Below are 15,847 nucleotides of genomic sequence, written 5' to 3' on the forward strand. Positions count from 1 at the left end.
AAATCATACAACTCAAAACCGTGTCATAAATTCAATCACTAACTTATCCTGTTCGGACGGATCGGGTATTCCTCCACTTTTATAAAAATACTTTTCGTAGTTCAAGCGTATATCGGCTATAAAAGATTTGGAGAAGTTGAAAGTCAAACCGCCTGTCACACGATGGCGTGCATAATCGGTTATGGCCAACTTATTCGGTTCCGTTTCAGACGTTGTTATTCCATCACTATGATCCGTCATCATATCATAACGTGCCAGAAAAGACATCTTATGAAAAAAGCAGCGAAGCGGAATATCATAAATAGCGAAACTATTGACAGAATGCATATTCTTAAAAGCGTCATGTCCATACGTCTTATACAAATATTCCGCTTCTATATGGAATTTATCAGTTTCATAATAAATTCCGGCATCGTACATATTGACGCGTACCTCGGCAGGTTTCATCATTTGGGTACTCAGCGTAAGATTCCATCCCTTCGCAAACCAAAGTTGCCCTTTCAAAGAATAATTCAATGTTTTATGCCATTCCTTCTGTTCTGTCAGTCCGGAGCCATTGAACAACCCGCCTTCAAGGATAAACGGCAAAGATGCATCTTTGCGTGTATAAGCCAGAGTGGCCCCGACATCACGTACATCACCAACCTGTTTTCCAATAAACGAACGGTTAGCGAAAAAGCGTACATGCGGCGAACGGTGCGCATCAATCGTAAAAGGAACCCTCATCTGTCCGATTGTAAAGTTGACATGCTTTATTGGGAAAATACGAGTATAAGCATCCAGCATACGGATTTTTCCCTGATCGGACAGATCTATTTCCGCTTTATAAGCCACGATCGGAAGCACATTGCCTGTCAAGCTGAAACGGGCATTCCGTACTTGAAAACGACTTTCGTCAGTTGCCGTCTGATATTCGTATTTTGCACGGATCGTTCCATGGATTGCCGGTAAATAGTCGTGCAATTCCATCTTCTCCTTATCCAGTTTTTTCCCATCTACCACTTCTTCGTTTACTTGTGCCAAAGCTGTTGTCGTCAGCAGTAATCCTGCCCCAATCGTAACCAATATTTTCATCAGGTTTATAACTTAATATTTTGGTGCAAAAGTAACGATGCCCCCATACACCCTTATGACAAACAGGTTACAAATGTATTACACATTACAAATAGATTACGAAGTACAATAACAGTTCCATCAGACAACAACCAACAGTATTGACAAATATATCATAAAAAAAGCGCCCCTCACAGGACGCTTCCATTCATCTTACTCGGCTACCATTATTTTCGCAACCCGATTATCCGCCTTAACCAGATAAACGCCATTCGGAAGTACTACACGACAATTTTTCTGATGATTCGCCTGGAACAACTGCTTTCCTTCCAGATCAAAAACAGCTACACTTTCACAACTATCCGACAGAAAGAGGTGGCCTTTCCGATAATAAACAAAATTTTCCGTAGTCACATCTCCAATACCGGTAGCATTCAGTACGGTCAGAGTCCCATCTCCTTCGAAATAACCGGGGTGAGTGCCGACACTATACGTTCCGGGCACTTGTTTTACACCGTTCAGATACAGTTCGGCTACACTGCCGTTTGTATTCATAACCGCCTTTCCTCCTTCATTCAATTTTAAAACAGCACAGTCACCGGCAGCTCCCACATGGTTAAAGACCACCCGATTACCCTTACCAATTTGTATTTCACCATTGCCCAAAGCATATGCGGCATCTCCTTGTACCCCAATTACCGATCCCTCGGTACGTGGACTGTTGGTAATACTCCAAACACCGGTAAAACCACTGTTATCACCCTTCAGCACAAGAATGGCACTATTCACCGTTTTTGCATCATTTGCCACAGTAACCGTCGACTTTCCATCTACATTTCCCTGTAGTGTAAGCGTATTTACCGTACCACCGCCACTTAGTTTAAACGATACTTCCCCATTGATATGAACAGGACTGTTCCAACCGAAATCGCTGCTGCCACTGGCATAACTCATACTCGTACCGCCTGCCATATAGAGTTCTTTAATCTTACTGACTGTTTTTCTCAAACGAATGTTATTAGCATTAAGATACATCACTACCGGAAAATTATCTGTTGATGCTTCTATTTCGGAATCAACAAGAATAGTATCTCCTTCAACCGGTAAAATAGCCGGAGTATAATTGGCGGCAACCTCCCAATTTTTATTTGCCTGCGGAGTCCACTGAAAAGCATAATTAGGATGGACAACCGTCAAAGTACCCTCTCCCTCCAGATAGGCTGGCAATTTAGTAGCAGTATACGTTCCCTCTGCCAATAATTTACCACCGGTATATACCTCACTCAAAGAAGCATCCGTATCCAGAATTAATTTACCGCCTTCGGCAATATTCAGTTTGGTTTTGTGATACAGGCAATCACCGCCTGCCAATCGAAGTCCGGCTTCCACAGCAACATCGATATTACCGGTTCCGGCTGCATTCTTACCATGGACAGTTACCTCACCTGCTTTTATATCCAGATTTCCGGTCCAGGTATCATTCACTCCCTGTATAAACAGTTTTCCGGTTTCTGTTTTGCTTAAAGTGCCTTCGCCATCTATATTTCCTATAAGAACGAGATTACCGGCCACTTCCGCAGTCACATCCGACATCAATGAGATGCCTCCGGTAGTTAAAGTTGCCCCTTCCGATCTGTTTTTTATTACTGCACCGTTGAAAGACAATTTTCCCTTCAGATTCGAAGCAGCAGAAACCAATGCTGTCGTTCCCTCTTCAAGAGTGATATTACCGGCAAAATCTCCCCCGTCAAAATCTATCGTGCCATGAGCCACAATTCCCTGATCCTGTTCTTTCGGTGTCCCGGCAGGATTCCAGTTATTAGGCTGATTCCAAGAATTTGATTCGGCACCTGTCCATTCGTAAATATTACTTACAGGAACAAATGTGTAGGTCTTCCCGGCTTCCGTTTCAATATCATACACAGTGGTTTCTACCAAATCCAGTGTGGGAATCTTGGTAATATCTTTAATTACCGGTTCGGGTATTTCATAAACACTGTTCAGTGAATTGCTGTTATCACCCTCTGCTACCTTCATCGTGAAACTATCTCCCGGTCTCAGAGGAGTAGCAGTGCGCAAACGCAAATTGCCTCCTATGCCGGATTTAACCGTTACAGATACGATTTTACCCCACTTCCACTGCATATCCACAATCTCAAATCCTCCTCTGGCTTTCAAACCGGTTACTTTACCTTCCGACCATACATCCGGTAACGCCGGCAATAAATGCACAGCCCCGTCATGGCTCTGTACCAACATCTCTGCAATACCGGCACAGCACCCGAAATTACCATCTATCTGGAAAGGCGGATGTGCATCGAACATATTGGCATAAGTTCCTCCATTCGCATCCGAAATAGTAACATTCGGATCCTTCAGTTTCAACTGATTCTGAATCAGTTGATAGGCATGATTACCATCCTGTAACCGGGCCCACAAACAAACTTTCCAACCCATAGACCACCCACGGCTCTCATCCCCACGTCCTACCAATGACTTCTTTACAGCCTGGAACAGGGCAGAATTAGTATAGGGAGAAATCTGAGTACCGGGAAACATACCCCACAAATGAGAGACATGACGATGTCCGGAACTCTCTCTGTCCCAATCTTCAAGCCACTCCTGCAACTGTCCGTATTTACCTACATGCATCGGCGGCAACTGTTCTTTCAACTCTTTCAAATCGGCAACAAATCCTTTATCCGTGTTCAATATTTCAGCAGCCTCAATGGTGTTGCGAAGCAGATCGTATACCATCTGATTATCCATGGTCACCCCACTAAAAATAGCCGCATTCTGTTTGCTACCACTATCATCGGTATACGAAAACAATCCCGGATGATTCTCCGGAGAATTGGAGGGTGACACAACTTTGTAACCGGTATTCGGATCTGTAATCAGAAAATCCTGATAAAATTCGCTGGCGCTCTTCAGAACCGGATAGATCTCTGCCAAAAACTCTTTGTCTCCAGTAAACAAATAATGTTCCCACAAATGAAAACAGAACCAAGCATTGCAGGTAGGCCACACACCGCATGCCGATTTGTCCACCGCCCCGGTAGAACGCCAGATATCCGTATTGTGATGAAGCGTCCATCCGCGACAACCATACATTTTACCGGCCGATTCTTCTCCGGTCACACTGACATCTTTCACCATCTGCAAAAAAGGATTATGACATTCACTCAGATTCGTGACTTCGGCTGGCCAATAATTCATTTCAACATTTATATTGGCCGTATATTTACTATCCCACGCCGGATACTGCCCGGCATTCGGATTCCAGATTCCCTGCAAATTAGCCGGTTGTGTTCCCGGCTGTGAACTGGAAATAAGCAGATAACGCCCAAACTGAAAATACAAGGCGGCCAATGAAGGATCATTTACTGTAGAAAACTCTTCAATCCGTACATCGGTAGGTTTCTTTTCCTGTTCACTGTTATTGCCCAGATTCAGAGTAACACGTCCGAACTGCTCTTGATATTTCGCAATATGATCCGCTTTGGCCTGCTCGTAATCCTTGTCAAATTTATCAAGATACTCTTTGGCACGTGCTTCACTATCGGCACTGATATCTTTATAACTAACAAAATTGGTAGCTGTCGAGATATAAATACAAGCACTATTGGCATCCGTAACATTCAAGCTACTGTTTGCCGCCGTCTGACTACCTCCATCAGCAACGACCTTTATCAATGAATGGGCATGCAACAGATTAGGAATATTTTCTTCCGTCTTTTTCCCACCTTCAGTGTAAACAGACAGCATGTTATCGGCTCCTTCCACCAGCTTAACAGTCACCTTGGTACGATTTGTTTTCAACGGGCCGACAAAAGAGGTTTTAAAAGTCACCTTGCCCGGTTGGTCAGCCGAAATTTTAATAATAATCAACTGATCTGCCAATGAAGTAAAAAACTCACGGGTATAGTTCACCCCATCTACCGTATAGGTTATTTTGGCAACCGCATTGGAAAGATCCAATTCACGATAATAATTAGACGGTGTTTTGTGGTTTTCGGGAAAATCGAGCAACAGATTACCGATTGACTCATAAATCATCCCGTGACCGGTGATATTCCGGTCTGCAATAATATTAGCCAATGCTAACTTTTGAGCCTCTGCATACTCACCATTATTAATATAATTCCGGATATCTTCCAAATGCGTAAGTGCATTCGGATTCGCATTGTTATAAGGACTACCCGACCAATAGGTATCCTCGTTAATCTGAATAGTATCCTGTGAAGCGATACCATAAACCATTGCTCCTAACCGCCCGTTTCCCAAGGGCAAAGCTTCCACCCAATAATCGGCAGGACGATCATACCATAACTTAAGATCTTGTGCCGACATATTTCCGGTACACAGACCTACTACTAACAGCAGTAAACTTTTCATCAGTACATGTTTTCTCATGGATAAAATACATTTTAATAGTTAACCATGAGGCAAAGTTATCCAACGAAAACCTCCCCAACCGGGTAAAAACGTTTCTAAAAAAGGGTAAAATCATATATCCACCCATAAAAACCAATATTTATAAATTCGATTTATTGATCAAAAACAGCAGTAATCACACCTCAAAAGTCCCCTTTTCAAACACCCTCAAATACAAATCCTTTTTACCAACCAACATCAGGCTTCAAAAAGATAACGAACTAACAATAAACAAGTTATCTACAAAAGTATCACATACCCCTTCAAAACCGAACAAAAATTAGCAATGAAATAATCCTCCTTTCGGAAGAAATAGTCTACCTCCCAATGGAAAAGCTTAACAGCCTCAACCTGATATAAAAACCATGTGAAATAAAAGTTTTCCCAAAATCAAGTTCAACCTTTAAAATAACCATCATCAATGATGACAGCCAGCCAATTGGTATATTGGCATATTGGCGCATTGCCCAATTATTCCTGTTCTTTCAAATAAGTAGTAGGCACCTTGCCGGTTTCTTTCTTGAAAACCCGGCTAAAGTATTTCGGGTCACAAAAACCAGTCATGTCCGCTATCTCCGCAATCGTATACTTTTGCGACTTCAACAAGCGTTCCGCTTCCCTTATCCGAATATCCTTTATAAATTGTGCAGGAGTCTTATTCACACTTTCTTTCATCCGCCGATACAACAAAGAACGGCTGAGTCCCAAATACTCTCCTAAGAAATCGACTGTAAGATTATCATTGGCTATATTTTGCCGGACAAAATCTTCTGCTTTGCGAAGAAATCGCTCATCTTCCTCTTCTTTCAAACCGACTGTTTGCCCGTCCACTGTTCCGGACGATATATCGAAATTTATCTGCTGCCGCCTTTTCCTATAATAAATGACCAAACAGAGCGATACAAGTAATACGACGGCGAATCCGGCATACAACATTTTCCTCTTAAACGGCGGATCGATATCGATAGACAAAGTAGTAATCTCTGCACTCCAAATTCCTTTGCTATCGGTATATTGTACCTCTAATAAATATTCCCCATTTTTAAGCCCGTTCAGAACAATCGGCTCTCTTTCCGCCAAAGGTATCCAAACGGAATCCGGATTCAACCGATATTTATACTGTATTTTCCCCATATAGCCATAATCCAACACAATGGGGGAAATGCGGATCTCCTGCCCTTCAGATGCCTCTATTTCCGTTATATCCGTGTGTAGATGTAATGTATCTACAAGAATTTCTTTCCAACAAAAGGAGGGATTATTTTTCGACAAGTCATTCAAATGCATGGTAAGATAGCCATCCACTGTCCCCACCCAAAGAGTACGTTCCCGGATAAAAGCCGCCGCTTCTGAAAAGGTCATATTCCTGCCAAAATAATTACTCCCAAAAATCTGGACCTGCTGGCCTGCCGAATATTTGAAAAAAGAATCATCCTTAATAAAGTAAAGAACCCCGTCCGTATCTTCTGCAACAGACAGAACGATCTCCGATGAGACGGAGGGTATTTTGAAAGATTCCAATTCCCATTTGCCATTTCGGATAACGAGTTTATGCAATCCGAAGCCCATCGTTGAAACATAGACCGTACCATCCTGTGCGGCATATATATAAGAACAATCGTAGTGGCACAACCGTTGTTCCAATCGTCCGTCCTTATCGTATATCAACAATCCTTTCTTGGAAGCCACCGCTATATGACCATCAATCATAGTGATATGCCTTATTCCGGCAACCGTATCCACCCTCTGTGGAAGAGAATCGTAGTTAGGTTGCCAGGCTATCTTATACAATCCATTATGGTACGTTCCTATCCAAAGATTTTGCCGGTCATCAAAAGCAAACGAATAAATACTGGAATCTCCCTCAAAATCAGTCCAACGGCGAATCTCATACCGGCCTTCTTCCTTTGGAGTAAGCATAAACAGTCCGCCCCCTTTACTCGCCATCCAGACATTTCCGTGCCGTAATTCCATCGAATAAATGTTTGCCCCAAAAGAGACAGGTTCTCTTTGTATATCTCCCCGGGGAGATAAATATCCGATAAAATTCCGGTGCAGGTCATACATGTAGATCCGTCCATTCTTACCAGCCAGCCAGAATTCCTTTTCCATATGCAAGAAAGCACGAATCTCCGTCGCATAGATAGGAGAATCCGTATCCTGTATATGTGTATAGTACTGGTACTGCTCATTTGGAAAACTTATCTTATAAAGGACATCGTTGCAATTGACCCACAAATTACCATTACGATCGGTACAGGAAGCATGCAAAGTAGTGCTTAAATCTTTCTTGGTAGGTACGGATAAGAAAAATGTGTTCCTGCTATCGGAGATCGTTATACCATTTTGTACCGCTTTTAAAACATATGGATTCTTTATCTGTTTTTTAGGGAAAGCCTGAGAAGCCGGCACGGAGAATCTTTTTGTTACCGGATCAAACAGATAACATTTATTTTGTGGTGTCCGGCAAAGAATCCCTCCATTCTCCGTTTCGGCTATCGAACCGAGCCTTCCGATCAGTTGCCCGTCATCCAGTTTATTATAAGTAGAAAACTCACAACCGTCATATTGGCATAACCCATTCCAAGTAGCCATCCACAAATATCCTTTCCTATCTTGCAAAATATCCCGGACAACGCGGTGAGACAGTCCATCGGCCGTGGTATATATCTGATAATGTGTAATATTCCCGGCCAGTACATTAAAACCGGACAACAGATAAAAGACGAAAAGCAACAGGAAATATCTACACATTCTACAAACATTATAAAGAATAAACAAGAAGGAGGCTGTACTCAAACCGCACAGCCTCCATTAATTGTAAAATCTGCTCTTCAACTCACGAAAGAAAAACCTATAATCATGGCAAGTGCCAAAATGACGAGTGAAATAGAAATGATCTTGATCACACGTTTTGCCTGTTCTTCCTCCTTTTTGGTGTGTGTTACTTTTTTCTTATTCTTACCCATATGTTTTTAGCTTTAAAGTTCAACGCTAACAAAGCTAAGAATAATTATTCAAACCAACTAAAGAAGAAGAGAATTAATTTTGTTCCTCGGATGAAAATTCCATCAAATAGGCTTTAATGAAGTCTTCGATCTTTCCATCCATCACTCCATTGACGTCAGAAGTCTGATAATTAGTGCGATGATCTTTCACACGGCGGTCATCGAATACGTAACTTCGTATCTGCGACCCCCATTCTATCTTTTTCTTTCCTGCTTCCACTTTTGCCTGTTCGGCCATACGGTGCTGTAGCTCTTTATCATATAAGATAGAACGCAACTGGCGCATGGCATTTTCCTTGTTCTTAGGTTGGTCACGGGTTTCGGTGTTCTCGATCAGGATTTCCTCTTCTTCACCGGTATAAGGGTCTTTAAACTGATAGCGCAAGCGCACACCCGACTCCACCTTATTTACATTCTGACCTCCGGCACCACCCGAACGGAAAGTATCCCAGGAAATACGTGCCTGCTCGATATTCACTTCGATACTGTCGTCAACCAACGGAGTGACAAAAACCGAAGCAAAAGAGGTCATTCGTTTTCCTTGTGCATTATATGGAGAAACACGCACCAGACGATGTACCCCATTCTCCCCTTTCAAATAGCCGTAGGCATAATCGCCCTCTATCTGGATGGTACAGGTCTTGATACCTGCCTCATCACCTTCCTGCAAAGTAGAAATAGTGGCCTTATAGCCATTCGTTTCGGCATAGCGCAGATACATACGCATCAGCATGGACGCCCAATCCTGACTCTCCGTACCACCGGCACCGGAATTTATCTTCAGAACACAACTCATCTGATCGGCCTCACCGCGAAGCATGTTTTTCAGCTCCAGATTCTCAACCGCTTCCAATGCTTTGGCATATCCTTCGTCCACCTCCGCCTCGGTGACAAGATCGTCTTTATAGAAATCGAAAGCCAGTTCCAGTTCATCACTCAGTGTCCTGACATGATTATAACCCTCAATCCATTTCTGAAGATCTTTCACCTTCTTCATTTGCGCTTCGGCACGCTTCTGGTCATCCCAGAAACCCGGAGCTTGTGTCCTTAATTGTTCTTCTTCGACCTGAATTTTCTTCCCGTCGATGTCAAAGATACCTCCTCAGCGCATCAGTGCGCTCTTTCACGTCTTTAAGCTGTTCAATAGTAATCATTTCGATTTATAATTTAGCGATTTACAATTTACGATTGAAGTTACTTTATCCAATCATTTTATTAGTCTCAAGGGTGCAAAGATAAACAAAATTCTGCTACCTTTGCTTTCATAACTAAATTGTTATCATTATATGAATAAACTACTAAAATTATCCTGCCTGTCGCTATTTCTTCTGATGGCGGCAAGTGTAAGCAGCGCTTCTCTCAAAGATTACCGCTACGAGACAGTGCCCAACGATCCGTTGAAAGCACGTATTTACACACTTGACAATGGGCTGAAGGTCTATATGACCGTCAACAAAGAACAACCACGCATACAGACGTATATCGCCGTACGTGTAGGTGGTAAAAATGACCCTGCCGAAACCACCGGGCTGGCTCACTATTTTGAACACTTGATGTTCAAAGGAACCAAAAAGTTCGGAACACAAAACTATGAAGCCGAAAAACCGTTGCTGGACCAGATCGAGCAACAATTCGAAATATACCGGAAAACCACCGATGAAGCAGAGCGCACCGCCATTTACCATAAGATAGACAGCCTGTCGTACGAAGCTTCCAAACTGGCCATCCCCAACGAATATGACAAGCTGATGGCTGCCATCGGTGCTACCGGTACCAATGCTTATACCTCTTTCGACCAGACGGTTTATGAAGACGACATTCCTTCTAACCAGATAGACAACTGGGCAAAAATACAGGCAGACCGTTTTGAGAATTGCGTCATCCGTGGATTCCACACAGAACTGGAAACGGTATACGAAGAGAAAAACATGTCGCTGACCAAAGATCCGCGCAAGGTATACGAAACAGTGCTTTCTTCCCTTTTCCCACATCATCCTTACGGCACCCAGACCGTATTGGGAACACAGGAAGATTTGAAAAACCCTTCCATCACCAATATCAAAAATTATCACAAGGTATGGTATGTGCCCAATAACATGGCTATCTGCCTTTCGGGCGACTTCGATCCGGATGAAATGATCGCTACCATCGATAAGTACTTCGGTCATTTGAAGCCCAACAAGAACTTGCCGAAATTAAACCTGCCGAAAGAGACGCCGATCACGGCGCCGATCGTGCGAGAAGTACTGGGACCGGATGCCGAAAGCCTGACATTAGCATGGAGATTTCCGGGAGCCGCCAGCAAAGAATTTGAAACGCTGCAAGTGGTATCGCAGATTCTGTATAATGGCAAAGCCGGACTTATCGACCTCGACCTCAACCAGCAACAGAAAGTATTGCAGGCTTACGGTTATCCGTTAGACATGGCAGACTATTCAGCACTGATGTTACAGGGACGTCCCAAACAGGGACAGACATTAGACGATGTAAAAAATCTGTTACTTGAAGAGATCAGCAAACTTCGCGCCGGAGATTTTGACGAAAAGATGCTACAAGCCAACATTAACAACTTCAAGCTCTATGAGATGCAGAGGTTAGAGAGTAATGAAGGACGTGCAGACATGTTTGTGAATGCTTTTGTCAACGGTGCCAAATGGGAAGACGAAGTAACCGCCATCGACCGTATGGCAAAACTGACCAAAGCCGATGTCGTCGCTTTTGCCAATAAATATCTGACGGATCAGAATTATGCCGCTATTTACAAAAAGCAAGGGCAAGATCCTAACGAGAAGAAAATGACCAAACCGTCTATCACACCGATCGTAATGAATCGTGACGTAACCAGCGGCTTCTTGAGTGAAATACAAAATAGTAACGTAAAACCGATCGAACCTGTATTCCTCGATTTCAAGAAAGACCTCAGCCAACTGAAAGCCAAATCGAATATCCCCGTACTCTACAAACAGAACACAAGCAACGATCTTTTCCAGTTGATCTATGTATTCGATATGGGCAATAACAATGATAAAGTGCTCGGTACGGCATTCGACTACATTGATTATTTAGGTACTTCCGACATGACTCCGGAACAATTAAAAAGCGAATTCTATCGTCTGGCATGTACTTTCCGGGTAGTCCCGGGCAACGAGCGTACTTATGTCTTACTGTCGGGACTGAACGAGAACATGCCCGAAGCAATGAAGCTTTTCGAAAAGCTGATGGCAGATGCACAAGTCAACAAAGAGGCATACACCAATATGGTGGCAGATATTCTGAAATCCCGTAAAGATGCCAAATTGAACCAAATGCAGAATTTCCGTCGCCTGATGAGCTATGGCATGTATGGTCCGAAGTCTCCGGCTACCAATATTCTGACAGAGGCCGAACTACAGAACATGGATCCACAGGAATTAATAGACCGTATCCACAATCAGAACAGTTATCAACATCGCATTCTGTATTATGGGCCAACAAGCGAAAAAGAACTATTGGCTATCATCAACAAAAATCACCAGGCGCCCAAAAAGCTGAAAGAAATTCCTGTAGGCAATGAATTCCCACGTCTGGAAACACCGGTTACCCAAATCTTTATCGCACCTTACGAAGCAAAACAGATTTATATGACCCAACTATCCAATCGTGGCGATAAATTCGATCCGATGATCGAACCGTCCCGCCAGATGTATAATGAATACTTCGGTGGGGGTATGAACTCTATCGTTTTCCAGGAAATGCGTGAAAGTCGCGGACTGGCATATTCTGCATGGGCCGGATTGAACCGTCCGTCTTATCTGAAATACCCGTATATGTTGCAGACTCAGATAGCAACTCAGAACGACAAAATGATCGATGCCATCAAAGTCTTTAACGACATCATCAATAATATGCCGGAATCCGAAGCTGCTTTCAAGCTTGCCAAAGAAGGACTTATCGCCCGTCTGCGCACAGAACGTATCATCAAAAGCGACATCATCTGGTCGTATATCAATGCCCAAGACTTGGGACAGAATGTAGATAGCCGTATCAAACTCTATAATGATGCACAGAACATGACGTTGAAAGACGTAACCGATTTTCAGAAGAAATGGATAAAAGGACGCACCTATACATACTGCATCCTCGGTGACAAGAAAGAACTGGATATGGAAAAACTGAAAGAAGTAGGACCTATTCGGGAACTGACACAGGAGGAAATCTTCGGATACTAATTAGTTGAAAGTTGAAAGTTACTATGCAGCATAATAGCGCAGCCTAACTTTCAACTTTCAACTCTCAACTTTCAACTCTCCTCGTACATCTTGTCTATCACCTCCTTGTAGTTTTTAGCTACTACAGGGCGTTTCAACTTCAATGTATTTGTCAGTTCTCCTCTTTCCATGCTGAACGGTTCCGGTAGAAGTGTAAAGCGTTTCACTTGTTCATAATGGGCGAACTGTTGCTGCAATGTATCGATACGGGCGCGGAACAAGCCGATAATTTTCGGGTGTTGCAATAATTCTTCCATATCCTTATATTCAATACCTTTCTCTTTTGCATAATCTTTCACAAAACCATACATGGGCACAATCAATGCAGATACAAATTTACGCTGATCAGCGATAATCGCAATCTGGTCGATATAACGATCGATGGCTAACTTTGTCTCCAACGCTTGCGGAGATATATATTTCCCGTTGGACGTTTTAAATAAATCCTTGATGCGTTCTGTCAAATACAAGCAATCTCCATTCAGATAGCCGGCATCGCCTGTATGGAACCATCCCTCCTTATCGATAGCCTCAGCCGTAGCTTCCGCTTTTTTATAATACCCCTTGGTAATTGTCTTTCCACGCAGCAGAATCTCGTTGTTCTCACCGATCTTCACTTCCACGTCCGGCATTACAGTACCCACCGAACCGATTTCATACCCTGAATTCTGAAAACATGAAACGGTTGCCGTAGATTCGGTAAGTCCGTATCCAACCAGCATATTAATTCCTACCGAATGTACGAATTCACAAATTTCATCAGGAACCGCCGCACCGGCCGTCGGGAAGAAGTTACCATTCTCAATACCGATTGTCTTCTTCAGCAATGAATAAACTGTTTTTTCATAGAACTGATATTTCAAATGAAGCATCAGGGGAGGCGTTTTTCCTTTACGCAGGTAATCTATGTTGTGTATCTTACCTACACGGATAGCATCGAGCATCAACGCTTTCTTTATACCGGTAGTTTCGGCTATTTTCTCCTGTACACCGGCATAAACTTTCTCCCAGAAACGCGGTACGCTACACATCAGAGTCGGACGAATTTCCTTAATCGTCATCTGAATATCCACCGGACGGAGGTTGATGCATATCTGTACTCCCTTATGGATACAGAGATAACTCCAAGCCTTCTCGAACACATGAGTCAATGGCAGGAAGTTCATCGACACATCTTTGTCCGACATATCCACCAGACGAATATCATGAATGCGGAAAGCTTCAAGGAAGCAAGAGTGATGCAACATGACTCCTTTGGGCTCTCCCGTCGTACCGGAAGTATATAAAATATTGGCCAGATCGTCTTCCGAAGCGCGTGAAGTACGTTCTTCCACCACATCATTATGAGGCAATCCTTCACCCATTGCCAGAAAATCATCAAAATAAATGGAAGATACGTCACGCCGGTCTTTTACCACAGAACGGTCGAATATGATAATCTGCTGCAACGACGGACAAAAACCGAATACACTGAAAGCAGCATCATACTGAAATTGTTCGCCTACAAAAAGAATACGGATTTGTGCATCGTTGATAATGTATTGTGCCTGTGCGGGAGAACTCGTCGCATACAGTGGGATGGTCACCGCCCGATTGGCAAAAGCCGCAAAATCCGTAAAAAGGCATTCCGGTTTATTTTGAGAGAAAATACCGATATTCTCTTCCTCCTGTACACCGAGTGCTACCAAAGAATTAGCAGCTTGCCTGACAGTTTTAGAAAACTGGTTCCATGAAATGGGAATCCATTGTGCGGTCTGGTAATCACGGTATCGGAGCGCTGTCTTTTCGCCATACTTTTCAGCCTGACGATGAACCAAGACAGATAAATGATGATAAGTCATATCTTTTGTTGTTAGTAAATACACGGCAAAGATATTAGTTTTATTTGAAACTATCGCCTTTTTCAATAATTATCAGTAAGTTTGCAGCATGAAATACGATGTATCTTACTTAACGACAGAGGCCGTAAGCCTTCTTAAATCGCTTATAGCCATCCCCTCGGTCAGCCGCGAAGAAGCACAAGCAGCCGACCATCTACAGAATTATATCGAAGCGGAAGGTATGACAACCGGCCGTAAAGGCAACAATATCTGGTGTCTCAGTCCGATGTTCGATCTGAAAAAGCCAACCATACTACTCAATTCCCACATCGACACGGTGAAGCCTGTAAATGGCTGGCGAAAAGACCCTTTCACCCCGAGAGAAGAAAACGGTAAACTCTACGGGTTAGGAAGCAATGATGCCGGTGCCAGTGTGGTTACCCTGTTACAGGTGTTCCTGCAACTATGCAGAACACAGCAGTCATACAATCTGATCTATCTGGCTTCCTGTGAAGAAGAAGTCTCCGGTAAAGACGGAATAGAAAGTGTATTAAAAGGACTTCCTCCCATCTCATTTGCCATCGTGGGAGAACCGACAGAAATGCAACCTGCCATTGCCGAAAAAGGTCTGATGGTGCTGGATGTGACCGCTACCGGAAAAGCCGGACATGCCGCCCGTAACGAAGGTGACAATGCCATTTATAAAGTGTTGGCTGACCTTGCCTGGTTTCGTGATTACCGTTTTGAAAAGGAATCTCCCTTACTCGGTCCTGTAAAGATGAGCGTTACGGTAATCAATGCCGGCACACAGCACAATGTGGTTCCCGACCGATGTACGTTTGTGGTGGACGTACGGAGCAACGAGCTGTATTCTAACGAAGAATTATTCGCAGAGATAAAGAAACATATCTCTTGCAAAGCCGAAGCGCGTTCGTTCCGTCTTAACTCTTCACGGATCGAAGAAAAACATCCTTTTGTGCAGAAAGCCATTAAGTTAGGACGTGTTCCTTTCGGATCTCCTACCCTGTCGGACCAAGCTTTAATGCCGTTTCCATCGGTAAAAATAGGACCGGGACGCTCATCACGTTCACATACGGCAGACGAATACGTCATGTTGAAAGAGATGGAAGAAGCAATAGACCTGTATCTGAAATTGCTGGACGAACTGGCTCTTTAGACAGGCGGAAGGGATAAATAGTTTTTTCAACAACAGGTAATAAGAAATATGCGCATTTTTAATAAAGCACACATTAGGCACAACATCCCCATGTTTTACGGCACA

The 15,847-nt window shown here is 43.3% G+C and carries 8 protein-coding genes; 2 read left to right on the top strand and 6 right to left on the bottom strand.

Annotation, left to right across the window (positions count from 1 at the left end; all coding sequences use genetic code 11):
• Positions 1 to 12: 12 nt before the first annotated feature.
• From HMPREF1532_RS07340 to prfB, 5 genes are all read right to left on the bottom strand, one after another.
• Entirely contained in the window at positions 13 to 1,074 is a 1,062-nt protein-coding gene (locus tag HMPREF1532_RS07340) for a porin (RefSeq protein WP_005927044.1), read from the bottom strand.
• Positions 1,075 to 1,266: 192 nt separating this feature from the next.
• Entirely contained in the window at positions 1,267 to 5,469 is a 4,203-nt protein-coding gene (locus tag HMPREF1532_RS07345) for a glycoside hydrolase family 95 protein (RefSeq protein ID WP_005927048.1), read from the bottom strand.
• A gap of 492 nt (positions 5,470 to 5,961) precedes the next feature.
• A complete protein-coding gene (locus HMPREF1532_RS07350; protein WP_244266409.1) occupies positions 5,962 to 8,244 on the bottom strand; it encodes a helix-turn-helix domain-containing protein in 2,283 nt (760 codons plus the stop codon).
• A gap of 80 nt (positions 8,245 to 8,324) precedes the next feature.
• Complete coding sequence (locus HMPREF1532_RS21920; protein WP_005927054.1) at positions 8,325 to 8,459, bottom strand: hypothetical protein; 135 nt, start codon at positions 8,457 to 8,459, stop codon at positions 8,325 to 8,327.
• 73 nt (positions 8,460 to 8,532) lie between these two features.
• Positions 8,533 to 9,652, bottom strand: a protein-coding gene (gene prfB / locus HMPREF1532_RS07360; RefSeq protein WP_122282116.1) for a peptide chain release factor 2 whose coding sequence is annotated in 2 segments (ribosomal slippage) — positions 8,533 to 9,588 and positions 9,590 to 9,652 — 1,119 coding nt in all. Because the reading frame shifts where the segments join, the coding sequence is not laid out codon by codon here.
• A gap of 132 nt (positions 9,653 to 9,784) precedes the next feature.
• On the opposite strand from prfB, the gene HMPREF1532_RS07365 reads away from it, so the two are divergent.
• Entirely contained in the window at positions 9,785 to 12,706 is a 2,922-nt protein-coding gene (locus tag HMPREF1532_RS07365) for a M16 family metallopeptidase (RefSeq protein ID WP_005927060.1), read from the top strand.
• A gap of 71 nt (positions 12,707 to 12,777) precedes the next feature.
• On the opposite strand, the gene HMPREF1532_RS07370 is transcribed toward HMPREF1532_RS07365, so the two are convergent.
• Entirely contained in the window at positions 12,778 to 14,586 is a 1,809-nt protein-coding gene (locus HMPREF1532_RS07370) for an AMP-dependent synthetase/ligase (RefSeq protein ID WP_005927063.1), read from the bottom strand.
• 88 nt (positions 14,587 to 14,674) lie between these two features.
• Here HMPREF1532_RS07370 and HMPREF1532_RS07375 point away from each other — a divergent pair, with 88 nt between their 5' ends.
• Positions 14,675 to 15,742: a M20 family metallo-hydrolase gene (locus HMPREF1532_RS07375; RefSeq protein ID WP_005927066.1), complete on the top strand. Its 1,068-nt coding sequence runs from the start codon at positions 14,675 to 14,677 to the stop codon at positions 15,740 to 15,742.
• The last annotated feature ends 105 nt before the right edge of the window (positions 15,743 to 15,847 follow it).

It is taken from the genome of Bacteroides salyersiae WAL 10018 = DSM 18765 = JCM 12988, from assembly GCF_000381365.1.
In the GTDB taxonomy this organism is placed as follows: Bacteria; Bacteroidota; Bacteroidia; order Bacteroidales; family Bacteroidaceae; genus Bacteroides; species Bacteroides salyersiae.

Excerpts from the sequence above, each read along its gene's own strand:
- HMPREF1532_RS07375 (WP_005927066.1), top strand. The coding sequence starts at position 14,675 with ATGAAATACGATGTATCTTACTTAACGACAGAGGCCGTAAGCCTTCTT.
- HMPREF1532_RS07345 (WP_005927048.1), bottom strand. The coding sequence starts at position 5,469 with ATGAGAAAACATGTACTGATGAAAAGTTTACTGCTGTTAGTAGTAGGT.
- HMPREF1532_RS07340 (WP_005927044.1), bottom strand. The coding sequence starts at position 1,074 with ATGAAAATATTGGTTACGATTGGGGCAGGATTACTGCTGACGACAACA.
- HMPREF1532_RS07350 (WP_244266409.1), bottom strand. The coding sequence starts at position 8,244 with ATGTGTAGATATTTCCTGTTGCTTTTCGTCTTTTATCTGTTGTCCGGT.
- HMPREF1532_RS07365 (WP_005927060.1), top strand. The coding sequence starts at position 9,785 with ATGAATAAACTACTAAAATTATCCTGCCTGTCGCTATTTCTTCTGATG.
- HMPREF1532_RS07370 (WP_005927063.1), bottom strand. The coding sequence starts at position 14,586 with ATGACTTATCATCATTTATCTGTCTTGGTTCATCGTCAGGCTGAAAAG.
- HMPREF1532_RS21920 (WP_005927054.1), bottom strand. The coding sequence starts at position 8,459 with ATGGGTAAGAATAAGAAAAAAGTAACACACACCAAAAAGGAGGAAGAA.